Source organism: Nocardia sp. NPDC005825 (genome assembly GCF_040630175.1).
Lineage (GTDB): Bacteria > Actinomycetota > Actinomycetes > Mycobacteriales > Mycobacteriaceae > Nocardia.
The window spans coordinates 14974-29995 of the sequence record NZ_JBEXXC010000019.1; the positions used below are offsets into that span (position 1 = coordinate 14974).

20 protein-coding genes are annotated in these 15022 nt (G+C 66.1%); 6 read left to right on the forward strand and 14 right to left on the reverse strand.

Features of this window, described 5'->3' with window-relative positions; genetic code table 11:
* Positions 1-477: 477 nt before the first annotated feature.
* Positions 478-1191: an AraC family transcriptional regulator ligand-binding domain-containing protein gene (locus ABZ382_RS32800; RefSeq protein WP_357097187.1), complete on the forward strand. Its 714-nt coding sequence runs from the start codon at positions 478-480 to the stop codon at positions 1189-1191.
* Positions 1192-1281: 90 nt separating this feature from the next.
* On the opposite strand, the gene ABZ382_RS32805 is transcribed toward ABZ382_RS32800, so the two are convergent.
* Positions 1282-2310: an AraC family transcriptional regulator ligand-binding domain-containing protein gene (locus ABZ382_RS32805; RefSeq protein ID WP_357097189.1), complete on the reverse strand. Its 1029-nt coding sequence runs from the start codon at positions 2308-2310 to the stop codon at positions 1282-1284.
* A gap of 172 nt (positions 2311-2482) precedes the next feature.
* Positions 2483-2968, reverse strand: a complete 486-nt coding sequence (locus ABZ382_RS32810) for a peptidylprolyl isomerase (protein WP_357097191.1) — start codon at positions 2966-2968, stop codon at positions 2483-2485.
* Positions 2969-3073: 105 nt separating this feature from the next.
* On the opposite strand from ABZ382_RS32810, the gene ABZ382_RS32815 reads away from it, so the two are divergent.
* The gene (locus tag ABZ382_RS32815) at positions 3074-4090 is read left to right on the forward strand and encodes a TIGR03617 family F420-dependent LLM class oxidoreductase (RefSeq protein ID WP_357097193.1); all 1017 of its coding nucleotides are present in this window, start codon (positions 3074-3076) and stop codon (positions 4088-4090) included.
* Between the two features lie 4 nt (positions 4091-4094).
* Here the strand turns inward: ABZ382_RS32815 and ABZ382_RS32820 are convergent, their stop codons facing one another.
* The 3 genes from ABZ382_RS32820 to ABZ382_RS32830 all read right to left on the reverse strand — a co-directional run bounded on the left by ABZ382_RS32820 (position 4095) and on the right by ABZ382_RS32830 (position 6650).
* On the reverse strand, positions 4095-4658 hold the full coding sequence (locus ABZ382_RS32820; protein WP_357097195.1) for a PadR family transcriptional regulator: 564 nt from the start codon (positions 4656-4658) through the stop codon (positions 4095-4097).
* Between the two features lie 93 nt (positions 4659-4751).
* Positions 4752-5177, reverse strand: coding sequence for a hypothetical protein (locus tag ABZ382_RS32825; protein WP_357097197.1), 426 nt, complete (start codon positions 5175-5177; stop codon positions 4752-4754).
* Positions 5178-5420: 243 nt separating this feature from the next.
* Positions 5421-6650, reverse strand: coding sequence for an acyl-CoA dehydrogenase family protein (locus ABZ382_RS32830; RefSeq protein ID WP_357097199.1), 1230 nt, complete (start codon positions 6648-6650; stop codon positions 5421-5423).
* A gap of 132 nt (positions 6651-6782) precedes the next feature.
* On the opposite strand from ABZ382_RS32830, the gene ABZ382_RS32835 reads away from it, so the two are divergent.
* Positions 6783-7466, forward strand: a complete 684-nt coding sequence (locus ABZ382_RS32835; RefSeq protein WP_357097201.1) for a GAP family protein — start codon at positions 6783-6785, stop codon at positions 7464-7466.
* A gap of 27 nt (positions 7467-7493) precedes the next feature.
* Here the strand turns inward: ABZ382_RS32835 and ABZ382_RS32840 are convergent, their stop codons facing one another.
* The 4 genes from ABZ382_RS32840 to ABZ382_RS32855 all read right to left on the reverse strand — a co-directional run bounded on the left by ABZ382_RS32840 (position 7494) and on the right by ABZ382_RS32855 (position 9529).
* Positions 7494-7853 carry a VOC family protein gene (locus ABZ382_RS32840; RefSeq protein WP_357097203.1) on the reverse strand — a complete coding sequence of 120 codons (360 nt, stop codon included), beginning with the start codon at positions 7851-7853 and terminating at the stop codon, positions 7494-7496.
* Between the two features lie 3 nt (positions 7854-7856).
* Positions 7857-8261, reverse strand: coding sequence for a hypothetical protein (locus ABZ382_RS32845; protein WP_357097205.1), 405 nt, complete (start codon positions 8259-8261; stop codon positions 7857-7859).
* Positions 8262-8295: 34 nt separating this feature from the next.
* Complete coding sequence (locus ABZ382_RS32850; RefSeq protein ID WP_357097207.1) at positions 8296-8652, reverse strand: immunity 51 family protein; 357 nt, start codon at positions 8650-8652, stop codon at positions 8296-8298.
* Between the two features lie 103 nt (positions 8653-8755).
* Positions 8756-9529, reverse strand: a complete 774-nt coding sequence (locus tag ABZ382_RS32855) for an ATP-grasp domain-containing protein (protein WP_357097209.1) — start codon at positions 9527-9529, stop codon at positions 8756-8758.
* Positions 9530-9697: 168 nt separating this feature from the next.
* Between ABZ382_RS32855 and ABZ382_RS32860 the strand changes: the two genes are divergently transcribed.
* On the forward strand, positions 9698-10192 hold the full coding sequence (locus tag ABZ382_RS32860) for a hypothetical protein (protein WP_357097211.1): 495 nt from the start codon (positions 9698-9700) through the stop codon (positions 10190-10192).
* Positions 10193-10234: 42 nt separating this feature from the next.
* Here ABZ382_RS32860 and ABZ382_RS32865 read toward each other — a convergent pair whose 3' ends face one another.
* The 4 genes from ABZ382_RS32865 to ABZ382_RS32880 all read right to left on the reverse strand — a co-directional run bounded on the left by ABZ382_RS32865 (position 10235) and on the right by ABZ382_RS32880 (position 12177).
* A complete protein-coding gene (locus ABZ382_RS32865) occupies positions 10235-10405 on the reverse strand; it encodes a hypothetical protein (RefSeq protein WP_357097213.1) in 171 nt (56 codons plus the stop codon).
* On the reverse strand, positions 10399-10746 hold the full coding sequence (locus tag ABZ382_RS32870; protein ID WP_357097215.1) for a DUF4442 domain-containing protein: 348 nt from the start codon (positions 10744-10746) through the stop codon (positions 10399-10401). The genes ABZ382_RS32865 and ABZ382_RS32870 overlap by 7 nt, the downstream gene beginning before the upstream one ends.
* Positions 10747-10876: 130 nt before the next feature.
* Entirely contained in the window at positions 10877-11530 is a 654-nt protein-coding gene (locus ABZ382_RS32875) for a hypothetical protein (protein WP_357097217.1), read from the reverse strand.
* Between the two features lie 179 nt (positions 11531-11709).
* A complete protein-coding gene (locus ABZ382_RS32880; RefSeq protein WP_357097218.1) occupies positions 11710-12177 on the reverse strand; it encodes a hypothetical protein in 468 nt (155 codons plus the stop codon).
* A gap of 437 nt (positions 12178-12614) precedes the next feature.
* Here ABZ382_RS32880 and ABZ382_RS32885 point away from each other — a divergent pair, with 437 nt between their 5' ends.
* Positions 12615-13946, forward strand: coding sequence for a DUF1254 domain-containing protein (locus tag ABZ382_RS32885; protein WP_357097220.1), 1332 nt, complete (start codon positions 12615-12617; stop codon positions 13944-13946).
* 202 nt (positions 13947-14148) lie between these two features.
* Positions 14149-14454 (forward strand): immunity 53 family protein, encoded by a 306-nt coding sequence (locus tag ABZ382_RS32890; RefSeq protein ID WP_357097222.1) that lies wholly within the window; start codon positions 14149-14151, stop codon positions 14452-14454.
* 24 nt (positions 14455-14478) lie between these two features.
* Here ABZ382_RS32890 and ABZ382_RS32895 read toward each other — a convergent pair whose 3' ends face one another.
* Positions 14479-14694, reverse strand: a complete 216-nt coding sequence (locus tag ABZ382_RS32895) for a hypothetical protein (protein ID WP_357097224.1) — start codon at positions 14692-14694, stop codon at positions 14479-14481.
* Positions 14695-15022: the final 328 nt, after the last annotated feature.

Genomic DNA, 15022 nt, shown 5'->3' on the forward strand with positions numbered 1-15022 from the left:
GCTGTCCGTCGGGGGTTCATCGATCACCGTGCGTTGAAATAACTGTAAGGTTGCCGGAGTTGTTTCGCCAGTGCGCTTCCGGTCACGAGACGTTGGTATTGGGACAACTCCGCGCGTCCCGGCGACACCCCGGTGCACCGCGCCGCTCCCCCACCGCCGCATCCGCATCACTCCCGGCACCAGCCCCGACGAGGATCGATTTCCGGCCCGCGAGTGCCAACTTCGGACATTCGCGCCAGGCCCTTCGGCACAGGATGGCGCAATCAGCGGAGCCTTGGCGCAATCGGGGCTGGCCGTGTTGCCCGCGATTCACGAAGCTGGAAGCGGGATCCGGGCGCACCGGCCGCGCCGCGGGTGTACCCGGAGACCTCCAACCGTTCCGCCGCGCCACGTGCGTCCGCCGGGCGGCGGTGGCAATCCCGAGGACCAGAGGCAACACCGGTGATCAATCTCAGGCCGGCCCAGCGTCGGTATCGAATGCGCCCGATCTTCAGTACCGCGCTACTGGTGGATTTCGCGCTGGGCCGCGGCCTGTCGATCGCATCGATCCTGCGGCACACCGGCATCCGCGACGTACAGCTCGCCCACCCCGGCACCGAGATCACCTTCACCCAGCACGTGGCGGTGCTGCGCAATATCGTGCACGGCATCGGCGACGAGGCGGGGTTCGGCCTGATGGCGGGGCTCACCTGCCATCCCCCGCAGATCGGCGCGGTCGAACGCGCGGTCATGAGTCAGCCCACGGTCCGGCAGGCGTTCGAGGTGGCCATCCGGTTCGCCGAGCGGTCCTGCTCGTTGGCCCGCCACACCATCGAAACCCGCGGCGACGAGATCGAGCTGGTGCGTGACGATTCCATGCTGCCCGTCGAAATCCGGCGGTTCGCGCTCGAGCACGACATCGGGGCGCTGGTCAGCATGCAACGCGACGCGGTCCAGATGCGTCAGCCCATCAAACGGGCCGAGACGACGGTCGCCGCCGACCCGGTCTACGAGGGCATCGCGGTGGTGCTCGGCGTCCGCGACCTCATGTTCGAGGCGCCCCGCACGGCGCTGATACTGGACCCGGCACTGCTGGATATGCCCATGCCGCAGGCGAATCCGCGCTTCGCGGGCCTCTACGCGGTCCGCGACGACGGCCGAGCTCCCCGCCACCCGACCCGCACGCGCTTCGGCGACGGCCCAGGGCGTTGATCGTGGTGCGGCCCACGCTGATCGCGGCCCGAACCGAGCTCGGTGCGCCCCACACGGCCGCAGTGCGGCTGCCACTGATCGCGGTACCCGTCAGGAGCGCCCCGCCGGCACGGCCCCGTCGGAGACGCGGCGTTCGGCGATCGACTCCCAGCGGCGCGCGGCGCGCCGAATCGACTGCGGGCCCGAGTAACCCAGGATCTCGGCCTGTCTGGCCCGGCCCAGGTGCTTCCCGGTGGTGTCGGCGCGGCGTAGTCGTTCCAGCCGGGCACGGTCGAGTTCCTGCCGCCAGGTGGTGCCCGCCTCGGTGAGCCTGCGCTGTAAGGTTCTGCGGCTCACCATGAGTCGGCGCGCGACGGTGGCGAGTGAGGCGTCCCCGGCGACGAGTGCTTCGGCGAGCGCCTCGGACACCTGGTCGACCCACGCGCTGGCCAGCGGGGGCGGCGGCGGGACGGTGGCGGCGACCTTCTCGAGGATGGCGTGCAGTACCGGGTCCGCGGTGGTGAGCGGTACGTCCATATCGGCGGCGCGGAAGGTGATGGAGTCCTCCGACGCCCCGAACTCGATGGCCCGGGTGCCGACCAGGTCGTGCAGATCGGTGTGGTTGCGCGGGGCCCGCTGGCGTAATCGCACGCGGACCGCGTCGAACGGCCCCGCCGCGACCCGGCGGGGCCGCCCGAGCAGGGAGCCGACCGCCCACAGGTGGGTCAGGTCGCGGGCGGTGTCGTCGCCCTCGATGATCTCGAAGCCGAAGGTGATGTCACCGTTGTCCTCCTCGGTGCAGGACAGCCGATGGTTGGTGCTGATATCGCTGATGAACGGCCCGACGGTGGCCAGGCCCTCCCCGATGGTGGCCGAGGTGGAGAACAGGTAGTCGCACAGCCCGCCCGCGCCGAGGGTGAACCGGCAGCCCACCCGGGCGGGGACCAGCGGATCGTCGAGGGCGCGCGCGGCCACCTCCCACAGGCGCGCGTAGGCGGAGCTGGGGACCTGGATGTCCCCGTCGTCCATGGACCAGTGCGGGATACCGGCCTCTCGAAGCAACCAGTCGGTATCCAACCCGTTCGCCGTCAGCTCGGTGATGGCGAACCTGTGCAGGGACAGGCGATACGTGGTCTCCAAGATTCCTCCGGCCGCGCGCACAGGACCACTCGTTGCTGTCGCAAAACGTAGTCACAGACCGCGGGATCCGGGGGCGACATCAGCCGATTGGCCGAAAAACGAACCCTGTCGGCCGCACCGGAATTCGGAGGATTCACCGGGTCGGTTCGCGACGAACCGACCCGGCGGAGGATCAGTGGTGGTGGTCGTCGTCGCCGTGCGGGTGGCCGTGGGCGAGCTCGTCGGCGGTCGCGTCGCGCACGTCGACCACCTTGACCGCGAAGTTGAGCCGCTGACCGGCCAGCGGGTGGTTGGCGTCGATGATGACCTCGTCGCCGTCGACCTGCTGGACGACCACGATCTGGGATTCGCCGTCCGGGGCCTCGGCATGGAACTCCATGCCCGGCTCGAGCTCGTCGACGCCCTCGAACATGTCCCGCGGCACGCTGCTGACCAGTTCGGCCAGGTAGTCGCCGTAGCCGTCCTCGGGCTCGACCACGACGGTCAGCTCGTCCCCGGTGCTCTTGCCCTCGAGCGCCTGCTCCAGACCCGGCACGATGTTGTCCGCGCCGTGCAGGTAGATGAGCGGCTCGTCGCCGACGGAGGTGTCCAGCACCTCGCCGTCGTCGGCCGTCAAGGTGTATTCGATGGAGACGACCTTGTCAGCGGCGATCGACATGGGTGACCCTTTCGCAGAGGAATGCGGACCGCGCAAATGTAACCCGGACCCACCGGTTCGCTACCGTCGGCGTCGACAACACGCGACACCCGAGGAAGACGGCCGATGAGAGTTTTCGCAGCCCTGGATCCGCGCCTGCCCCTGTCGCAGGTGCCCGCGGTGGCGCGCCGGATGGAGGCCCTCGGCTTCGACGGCATCCATATTCCGGAGACGATCCACGACTCCTTCGCGGTGGCCCTGCTGGCCGCCGAGCACACCAGCCGCATCACCCTGCGCACCGCGATCACCCTCGCGTTCGTCCGCTCCCCCACGGTGGTGGCCTACGGCGCGTGGGACCTGGCGGCGTTCTCCGGCGGCCGCTTCGAACTGGGCCTGGGCACCCAGATCAAACAGAACATCGAGGGCCGCTACGGGATGCCGTGGTCCGAACCCGTTGCCCGGATGGGCGAATATCTGGAGGCGGTGCGGGAGTTGTTCGCGGCCTTCACCTCCGGCGGGCCGGTCAGATACGAGGGCGAGCATTACCGACTCACCCGGATGCAGCCGTATTTCAATCCCGGACCCGGCACGGCGGTCGCCCCGCCGGTGCTGCTGGGCGCGGTCAATCCCGGAATGTGCGCGCTGGCAGGGCGACTCGCGGACGGCGTGATCACCCACTCGACCAACTCCGATCCGGACTATCTCCGCGACGTGGTGCGGCCCGCGCTGGAGAAGGGCGCTGCCGAAGCGTCCCGGCCGACGCCGGGGATCATCGCCGCCGCGCCGGTCGCGACGGGTGCGACCGCGGAGTCGGTGGGCAAGGAGCGGGAGCGGATGCGCCGCCTGCTGGCCTTTCTCTATTCGACGCCGTCCTACAAGTCGACGCTGGTCCGGCTCGGCCTGCCCGAATTGTTCGACCAGCTGCGGGAAATGACGCAGGCGAACCAGTGGGACCGGCTGCACACGGTGATGACCGAGGACGTGCTCGACGCCCTGCTCGTCTGCGGCGACTACGCCGCGCTGCCGGATCTGCTGCACGAGCGGTATGACGGCCTCGTCGAGGGCGTCGTGCTGTCCGCGCCCGCCGAGGACGGCGCGGACGATCGGCTGCGGGTCGCGATCGAGGACCTGCGCTCGCGCTGAACCCCTAGGTGTGGGCCGCGATCCGCCGTTCGATGACCGACAGCGCGAACTCGGCCCACCGAATGTTCTCCTGCTCCAAGGAGATTCCGCGCAACAGCGTCAGATACGGCCCGACCCGGTCGGCTTCGGCCAGGTAGGCTTGTTCGCTGCGCCCGTCCAGCATCCGGGTGCGCAGCCGTTCGTAGCGGGCCAGGCGCGCCTGCGACCATTCCTGTTTGGCGGCGACGGCGGCTCGCACGGCGGGGGCGTCCTCGGGTTCCATGGCCTGGACCTTCACCATCATCTCGTCGCGGATGGCGGTGGGTTTGGCGGGCTCGGCGATGAATTCGCGCAATGCGGCCCGCCCGGCGGGGGTGATGGAATGCAAGCGTTTGGTGGGGCGGCGTTCCTGTTCGACGACGCGGGTCTCGATGAGCCCGTCGGCGGCCATCCGCTCGAGTTCCTTGTACAGCTGCTGCGGGGTGGCGACCCAGAAGTTCGCCACGGGGGCGTCGAAACCCTTGGCCAGGTCGTAGCCGGAGGCCTCGCCGTCCAGCAGGGCGGCCAGCACCGCGTTTCGTAGCGCCATCAGGTCAGGCTAACTGATCAATTAATTGACTGTGCGCGGCCGATGCGGGCCCGGGGGCGCGGCCGCGCGCCGCACCCCCGGGAGTTCGCGGCGCTACTTGGCCGAGAGGCTGCTGAGCAGGCCGGCGAGCGGGTTGCTCGCGGACGAGCCGGTGCCGGGGACGGGGACCGGGGTGCAGTCCACGACGTCCACGGTGATGGTCTTGGTGCTGATGACTTCCTGGATCGCCTTGAGGGTGTGCGAGCCGACGGTGGTCGGGGTCCAGGAGAAGACGGCCTGGCTGTTGGAGACCTTGGCATTGCCGACCGAGGCGTCGTTGTCGCTGAGGGAGACATCGAACAGGAACGAGGTCGGGGTGACGGCGACGGTCACGGTGGTGGCCTTGTTGAGGCAGACCTTGGCGTCGCTGACGGTGATCGAGTTGACCAACGCGCTGGCGTTGGGGGCGGTCAGCGCGGCGACGGCGGCCGCTGCGCCGATGGCCGTCGCGCCGATGCCGGCACGGTGGGAATTCTTCATGAAAGTGTGCTCCTCACTATTCGCCCACAACTTCGTGAGCGATGAGAAACGATAGTGCTTCACTGCTGGTGACGGGGAACTTTCCGCGCATCCCGGTCTCGCCCACACCGGATTCGGGGCTGTCGCCATGGTGCCGGCGTTACCGGCCGCGGCCCGACCCGATGCGGTGTCGCTGAAAACGCCCGCGGCCTCACCGCATCGAGACGATGGGGTGAGGCCGCGGGCGCGCCGAGCCGCTACGGCCTAGCCGCCCAGCAGGCCCTTGGCGATGTGGGTCACCTGGATCTCGTTGGAGCCGGCGTAGATCATCAGCGACTTGGCGTCACGGGCGAGCTGCTCGACCTTGTACTCGGCCATGTAGCCGTTGCCGCCGAACAGCTGCACCGCCTCCATGGCGACCTCGGTGGCCGCGCGCGAGGAGTACAGCTTCATCGCCGACGCCTCGGCCAGGGACACCTTCTCCCCCGCCGCGGTGCGCTCGATGGCGTTGAACACCATGTTCTGCACATTGATTCGCGCGATCTCCATCTCGGCCAGCTTGAGCTGGATGAGCTGGAACTGCGCGATCTCCTTGCCCCACAGCTTGCGCGACTTCGCGTAATCGATGCTGAGCCGGTGGCATTCGTTGATGATGCCCAGCGCCAGCGACGCGATGCCGATCCGCTCGGCCGCGAACGACTCCTTGGCGCTGTCCTTGCCGTCGCCCTTGGCCGGAGTCTCGGTCTCGCCGAGCAGCCGGTCCGGGGTGATGCGGACATTGTTGAAGAACATCTCACCGGTCGGCGAGGAGTTCATGCCCATCTTCTTGAAGGGCTTGCTCTGGGTGAAGCCCTCCATGCCCTTGTCGAGCACGAAGGTCAGCACCTTGCGGTCCCGCTTGTCGACGCCGTCGCCCTCGTCCAGCTTGGCGTAGACGACGGTGACGTCGGCGTACGGGCCATTGGTGATGAAGGTCTTCTGGCCGTTGAGGATGTAGTCCTCGCCGTCACGCCGCACGTAGGACTTCATGCCGCCGAACGCGTCCGACCCGGAGTCCGGCTCGGTGATGGCCCACGCGCCGACCTTCTCGAAGGTGACCAGCTCCGGCAGCCACCGCTTCTTCTGCGCGAGCGTGCCGCGGCTGCGGATGGTGCCCACGGTCAGCCCCAGGCTCACGCCCATCGAGGCCACCAGGCCCAGGCTGATGCCCGCCAGCTCGCTGTTGAGGATCACCCCCATGCTGCCCGACCCACTGAACCCGCCGCCCGACTTCCCCGAGCCGCCCGCGCTGGTCCCTTCCTCCTTCGCGAACGCCTTCTCCAGACCTTCCTTCGCCAGCTCGTCCAGCCCGAAGGTGGCGTAGAGCTTCCGAATGATGTCGAAAGGCGGCAGCGCCCCGCTCTCCAGCTGCTCGACGTTGGGCTTGATCTCCTTGTCGATGAACCCACGCAGCGCGTCGCGGAACATCAGGTCTTCGTCGGACCACTGGTACATGTAGTGAACTCCCGAGGGCTCGCGGAACGGTTACCCCCGAATATAGAACACGTTCTACTTCGATTGAACGCCGCAGGTGAGCTCATCGGGGCGATCCGGGCGGGGTGGCCGGTCTGTATGGTCGGTTGGGACATGCTGATCTTCCTCCTGGCGCTCGCGGGATTCGCCTTCCTCGATTCCCTGCACGTCCTGAACATCGGGATCACCGCCGCCGTGGTCGTCGACAGCCGGCTGGGTCGCCGCTCACCGGTTCCCGGGGCCTTGAGCTTCATCGCAGGACTCTTCGCCGTCACAACGGCATTCGGGATCTGCACGGTATTGGGGCTCGGCTTCCTGACCGATCTCATCCACTTCGACATCACGCCGACCATTCGCTACTGGGCCGAACTCCTCATAGGGGTGCTCCTGCTGATCCTCGGCGCGGTTCGACTACCCAGCAACGCGACCGGCGAAATTCCGCCCTGGGCCATCGAAGCCAGACGGCGACCGCTGCTCCTGGGCTTGATCGGAGCCGCGATCGGCCTCGCGCAAGCACCGACCGCGGTCCCCTATCTGGCGGCGCTGGCGATGCTCACGATCCGGGAACCACGCCCGACCCTGTGGCCGCTGATCGTGGCCGCCTACTGCCTCATCGCCCTCTTGCCACCGCTGCTGGTGCTGTTCGCCGCCACCCGGCGCTCGGCCCGCGTACAGCGGTTCTACCGCGGTTTCGTCCGTGCGCTGACCCGATTCGGACCCCTGTCGATTCGAATCCTCTTCGCGCTCTTCGGAGCCGCGCTCGTCGTGGACGCTATTCGGCACTACTCGTCGTTGTAGAGGTCGGATTCCGTCGGCTCACGCCACTCATGCGCCGGCGATCTCGATGACGAAGATCGAGTTCCCGTCCGGATCGGCGAACGGGGCTTTGCGGCCGGCCGCTCCGTCCGGCCCGACAAGGATGAGCGGCCCCGGATCGACACCGCGTGAGCCGATTTCGGCGACGGTTGTCTCCAGGTCGGGGACGGCGATGTTGACCAGCGCCCGGCCGGCGTGCTCGGGGTCGACCACGATGTAGACGAACACGGTGTCGCCCAGCTGCCACATCGCCTCGATTCCCGGCGTCACCACGACATCGGCGGCGCGACCGAACAGGCGGGTGTACCAGTCGTCGGCTGCGGCGAAATCCGTGACTGCCAGCCCGAAGAACAGCGAGTTCACGTCCATGCGTCAGCCGATCGCAGTCTCGTGCACGGAATGCCACCGGTAGCCGTCCGGTTCGGCGGTCAGGACCGCGGTCACCCGGCGAGCGGCGCTACCGGTCGGGCTGTGGTGGATCTCGAGGAAGCGGACCACGACCATCCCGTCCACCCGGTTCAACTCGACGACCTCGTCGATCTCGATCCGCAGACCGGGCACCGCATTCCGCGCCGTCCGCAGCCCGGCGAGCAGCGCCTCCCGCGCAACCATCGACCCGTCGGTACTCACCATGGTGAACCCCGGATCCTGGACGCGCGCGAAGCGTTCGAACACCTCGAGCTCCGCCTCGCTACCCAACCAGGCCGCGAGATCGTCGTGCAGGTTCTGAATCGCGATGCCAAGGTCCACAGTGCTGACTGCTCTGTCGTCGGTCACACCAGCGATCGTACGGACGGCCGGTCAGGTTCGGTCAGTCGAACCAGTCGGGGTCGCCGCCCGCGATGAACCCCGACAGCACCGTCGAGTCCCGATGCGCCTCCTGCATCAGCGCCCCGAGTCGCCGCAGCGCCTCGGCGTCTTCCCCATAGGCGACGAACATCCCAGCCTCAGGGTCGTAGTTCAGCCGTTCCGCCAGCTCCGGCGCCCGCATCGCCACCGCCGACCGCGCAACCCCGGCCCAGCCGTAACCGCCACCGTCATAACCGAACTCGGCGAACACGGCCTCGGTGGAGAGCATGTGATTGTCGGACAGCATCAGGCAGTAGTGCCCGGGCTTGTGGTCGTACTCGAAGAACACCAGCGGGGCATAGGTTTCACGATCGGTCACGCCTGGACCATATAGAACCGCTCCGACACCAGACTTTGACTCGTCACGGGGTGACGTCATGAAGTGTGCCCACCACCGAGAACACAAGCGCGGCACGTTCGGGTCACTCGTCTGCGCGAGCGAGGGCCTCGGCTTCCATGGCGGCGATGAAGTCGGCGACATTCGAACCGTAGATGCCCCAGCTGTTCACGCCGCCTATCTCGACGAGGCGGAGGACGCCATCGAGGCCGACTCCGACATCGACGGTGACCATGGTTGAGCCGTGAACGAGTAGTCGCGCCGCCGCAGTCTCCGCGAAGTCGCGTACGTGATCGGGGACAGTCGAATACGGCTCGATCGGATAGGAGCTTCCGCAGACGAAACGGCCGTTGCGGCAGAAACAGCGGTATTCGTGTTCGAAGGTCACGACCTCGGACACGACGACGAGCTCGTCCCGGTACTGGTCGTAGGTTTGGAGCCAGTCGGCCAGATCCTCGATCGCGTGAACACCTGCGGGGAACAGCTTGTAGTTCGTATCGCTGCGGACGAAGACGCGGTCGCCGCCCAACATGCGCTGGAGCGGCAGAGCGGGAATCGCCGAGAACGGCACGAAGAAGGCGGTGCGGCCGAGGAGGTCGTACACATGGCGGTAGTAGGACGAACAGCGCAGCGTCGCATAGTCATCGAAGACCGCTTCGCCGAGCCGCGGGACGCGGCGCAGGCTCCGCATAGTCGGCATCGTCCCATACCCGACAGCCACGCGGCCGTCGTGGACGACCGGCCAACGCCCCATCATCGCGTCGTGCGGTTCGACGATCAGAGCATCGTCGAGGGCGGCCGCAACGACAGCGGACCCGGGGAATTCCTCGTGAAGATCGATGAGCCATTGCGGTCGCATGGTCCCAACTATGACGACACTCCAGACCAAAAAGGGCAATGACGGCCACCGATCACGGGTTCAGGCTCACCCTCGATCCGGTCATCGCGGTGGACGGCGATCTACTCATTCAACGGGGGTCGCTAGCAAGCATCGTGGTGTCGGTGCGCGACGTTATTCTCTGCGGTTGTGTATGAGATTGCCGAAACCGCGGGTTTCTATGGGGCACACGCGATCTGGAGCGTGTCTGATTCCGAGGTGTTGATTCCGCTGCTGGGCTATGTCGATGCCGATGGAACCGAGGGGCTGGAGCGGTTTGCTCTCGACGATCTCGCTGATGCTGTCCAGACCGGGCGCGAGAGGTTGGCGGCGGGGCGTGACGGTTGGTTGCGTGCCGCGCTCGTGGTCGATGCCTTCTTGCATCTGCCGAGAGGACGGACCGATGCGCTGATCATCGACGTGGTCGAGTACGCGCGGCAGCGCCGGTCCATGCAGATAGCCGTCCCTTACCGGCCGCACACGGCAGCGCAGGGGTTTGCGGTGTATCGACCAAAAATTCTGGAGGTGAACGGCTTTCCCGAGCGTGAATACGATGCTTTGGGGGCTGCCTTCTTCGCGGGCGTGGACTCGCACGAACAGGCGGCCGCCGTTTGGAATGCTCACCTGATCGACGAATCCGCCTGATGCCCACCCCGTCGGTCGGCAATCACTCTGCGCCTGACAGGGTCAGGGTGTCGGGGACGCTGTCGGCACCTTCCTGACATAGAGCGTCTGGCGCGCGCGGGCTACCAGGGCACCGTTCGAATCGACGATGCGGGTCTCGTGGTCGGTGATGGATTTCGAGCCGTCGGCGGTGGTGCGGCGGATGTCGTCCATCAGTTCGCGGGGCATCAGCATGGTGGATCGGACGGTGCCGCGGCGGGGGCGATGAACTCGATGTCGGCGGTGGTGTTCCAGATTCGATAGCCCTGGCCGAGTTGGCCGTTGGCCATCATGCCGAAGAACGGGTCGGTCATCGCGAACAGGGACCAGCCCGGGGCGGCGCCATTGTGGTTGGAGTTCCAGCGGCGGACCTTCAGGCTCACCTCGGTGGACGTCCAGTCGTCGGCGAATCGGTCGACTCGTACTCCGAGGAACAGGAGGGAGGGGGCGAGGTTCATGACTGTTCGGAGCCTGCGTGGTGTCAGGACGGCGGGCGGGATGGTCCGTCCTTCGAATCCCCCTGGTTTGAAACGCATTTCGCCACCCTACCGGCCATTTCGGCGCAAGCTCTGCGAAGACCCAGCGCGCCGCCTCAGTCGGTAGGCACCGAGTTGATGACCTGAACGCTGGTTTGCGGCCGCGGGATGTCCTGGACCGCGGTGGGTTTCAACCGATCCTGAAACGTCGGAGTATCGCTTCGAGTGTCGGCACTTCGCTGCCGGGAGGATCGATCGGCTCCGGGCGGGTTCCGAACAAGTAGTCGTGGAAGGCTCGTAGGTATTCGTCGAGGTCCCGCTGGTCGGTGAACCTGGCTTCGGTCGGATCGAACCACTCGTCCGGTGTCGGGCGCCACGCGATCATGAAGTCGAGGGCTTCGCGCACCAGGATCCCGTAGGGCGGATCCGTGACGCAGGCGTCGCGCAGCGCCGCGGCGTCGTACCGCATCGCACGGTCCCGCACGGCACGATGAATGTCCATCAGCGGCCACCGCAGGCTATCGATATGCGGGATTTCGTCCCACCACGTGAATTCCGTGCGCCGGGCCTCGTCGGCCCGCGCTGGGCGGTGTGATGCGGTGACAGGCGTCGGATAGTCGAAGGGCGCTTCCCTTCCGTCGATGGCGTGGGTCGGCCCGGTGCCGAGGTTCACCGGTGGATACCACACGCCGCGCCACACCGTGACGCCGCAATAGCGGGGATTCACCGGCAGCGGCTCGGCCAGCGAGAGGTCGACGGTAATTCGGTGCACGGGTGGCAACAGTCCATCGGGGAACAGATCCGCAACCAACGACAAGCAATCCCGCACGTCGAAGCCGGTCACACCGACGCCCCGCCGCAACCAGGCCTCGGAACACTCGTCCCGGTCGAATTCGATCCAGAACCGCCGCGCCGTGGTCATCCGTGTTTCCTCCCATCGGCACCGATATCGAACGCCGAGCCCGATGATCTCAGAGCCCTGGCACTCATCGTCGAATGGCTCAAATCATTGGGAGACACGCCCTAGAGGCCGGAACTTCCGGACGAGGGGAGGCCGCCACCGCCACCGCAGGCGTCCAGTTTCGGTTGGGCGACCGGTGTTGTGCCAGCCGGCGTCGCCTCGACCTGGAATGTGACAGTGGCGGGCTCCCAACCGTTTTGCTTGGTGGTCAAGAGGTGGGCTCCGGTGGTGGTCGGCACCCAGTACACCTGCGCGTAGTTGCCCTCGAACGCCGGGGAGTAAGGGTTATTGGTGCCGAGGGTGCTGCCGAGGCACGCGTCGTTGTCGTAGAAGTTCACCCGCGTTGTGCCACCGATGGCGTCCGCGTGCACGATGTAGCGCACGCCGACATAGATGTGATCGGCAGCCGCACCGGTGTCGGTTCCCACCCAGATACTCTGGAAGCCGCTGATGGCCGTCGAACCGGTCGGCGCGGCCGCGGTCGCCGCCAGCGCCACTGTCGTTGCGAACCAGCTGATTCGACGAGCCACTCGCCCTGCCGTGCGTTCTCTCCCTGATCGTGAAAGGTCCGATGGATCCGGACTGCGGAACACTAACCCGGCTGCCATCTGACACAATGACGTTTCAATTATCTTGGGTGGCCCCAATTTTCGGAGCTCCCCGCGCGCCTCGACCGAGGAGGAGGAGGTTCGGGCCACGGGGCCGCTGGTGCAGAGTGGATTGCGCACGGCGGCAACAGCGCAGGCCTGCGCTGATCGGCGAGATCCCGCTGGCCGTGTTGCAGATCAGTGGCGCGATCATGCTGCTGCGCTTCCTGATCCCGGCCCATCCCTGCACGATCCCAGGGTTAGGAGACAGGGCCTAGGGATTCCCGTCCGAAAGATAGCCGAACAGGACTAGCATCGAAGTCGAAACCGACACCGCAGCAATCGATTTCGACCATATTCATCCCGAGCAGGGGGCTTCGATGAGTAGTAAGTCGGACGTCAGCATGGACGCGGCGATCAGCGCCTACGTGTACACATATCCACTGGTTTCCATGGAGGTGACACGACGGCAGTCGACAAACGTGCCCTATCCGGACGAGTACGGATGCGCGCCGATGAACCAGTTCGCCAACTTCCGCACCGTTCCGGACGCATCGTTCACCACCGTGGTGCGCCCGAACGTCGACACCTTGTATTCGTCGATCTTCTACGACGTGTCCGCTGAACCGCTGATCATCGGCGTGCCGCAGATGCGGGATCGCTACTACCTGTTCCCGATCATGGACATGTGGACCAATGTGCAGGACTCGCCCGGCACCCGCACACTCGGCAACAACAGAGCCGCCTACAGCTTCGCCATCACCGGGCCGAATTGGGCCGGCGCCTTGCCCGAGGGGGTGCTCGAGTATCCGATGCCCACCGACAGCGGCTGGATCATCGGCCGCATCCAGGTCGACGGGCCTGCGGATGTCCACGTTGTCAACGAACTCCAGGATCAGCTCACGGCGATGCCGCTCAGCGCCTACGGGACCGACTATGTTCCGCCGGAGAACACCGACCTGCACCCGGATTGGCCCACGGGGCAGGAGGTTCCCGCCTATATCGCCGCCCTCACCCCGCAGCAGTACTGGGACCTGTACTACTCGAGCCTGTCGCATCGGCAGACCCTCCCCGAAGACAAGGAAATACTCACGCAACTGGCCGACGCGGGCTGGACGCCGGACCGTCGACTGAACCTGGACGAACTGCCCGCCGCCGATCGCGCGGTGTGGGAACTGGCCTGGCCGGAAGCGCTTTCCAAGATCGAGGTGCCGTTCGACGCCGAACCCGTGAACGGCTGGCAGACCACCCGGTCCGGGATAGGTTTCTATGGAACCGACTACCTGTTCCGCGCAACGGTCGCCTACGGTGGCCTGGGCGCTAACCTCCCCGAGGACGCGATCTATCCCGCCGCGTACGTCGACGGCCTGTCTGAGCCGCTGACCGGGAACAACAACTACATCCTGCGATTCGACGCCGATCAGGTGCCGCAGGTGGGTGGATTCTGGTCATTGACCATGTACGACGCGAACGGCTATTTCATCGCCAACGACATCAATCGCTACGCGGTGCGCGGCGAACACCTGCGGGTGAACTCGGATGGGGCGGTCGAGATCTACATTCAAAGCCAAAACCCCGGCCCGGAGCAGGAATCCAACTGGCTGCCCGCACCCGCGGCAGGCGCGTTCAATCTCATGCTGCGTCTCTACTGGCCCGGCAACGAGGCCCTCGACGGGACCTGGAACCCGCCGGCCGTCCACATCGCACCCTGACATTGCGCGAGATGGCGGGCGGTCCGAGCCGCCCGCTTGTCGGCCATCCCTCTTTTGGCGTCGATCGACAATCCCGGCAGCGCCTATGTGCCTGACACGCAACGGAACTCGGTCCACAATCCTCGTCCGCCGATGCCGTCGGTCCACTGCCCGATGGTATCGCTACGCGCCTTTGAACCCGTCGTGATTAGCATCGGCGTTCATGTCCGAGCATGAACATCTCCTCGACTGGCTGCAAAGCTGGTACGCCGCGCAATGTGACGGCGACTGGGAACACGGATGGGGTTTGCGGATCGAAACACTCGACAATCCCGGCTGGCTGGTCAAGATCGATCTCGAGGAAACGGACCTGGCAGACCAGGAATATCCTCGACAGCAGATCGACCGGAGCGAGCACGATTGGATTCACGCCTGGACCGCTGAACAGACCTTCCACCTGGCTTGTGGTCCGCGCAATCTGACCGAGGCACTCGCACTGTTTCGCGTCTGGGCATCAACGCGGGCCTGAAGAGAGGCCCTGCCATCGACGAGGTCACAGCAGGAGTACGAGTCCCCACAGCGCACCAACCAGGACGAGAAGCAGTGGTGGGATCACACTGCTGGTTGTAGGCCAGGTTGGTCGCCAATAGCCATGCGCGACAAGCATTTTCTGCAACATGCGGGATAAGGGCGGGATGCGGTAGACGATCACAAGCACCGTCATCACCACGATGTCCAGGACGGCTAGAACCAGGACCAAGTTCGTCACTGTGGGTCCCCCTCCACTGATTTGCCCTGCAGCCTAGTCGAATTGGTGCACAACTGCCGTCACCGGCGATTGGTGCAGTCCGGAGCAGACGTGTGGTCTATGGCAAACCACCGTGCCGCACCAACTGATGCGGTCTGCGCGGAAATCGGCATGCTGGCGCGTCCGCCAGCGGGCGCCGCGGTCGCCCCGAACCGAGCGATCAGCGGCAGTACAGGACGTTCTACAGCATCGATGTTGTCGGCCTGTTCATCTTCCAGTTCGGACCGAGGGTATCCAGCCGAACGTTGTGGTTTCGCCGTTGATGTCGTCGAACGCGAACCCGCCGTTC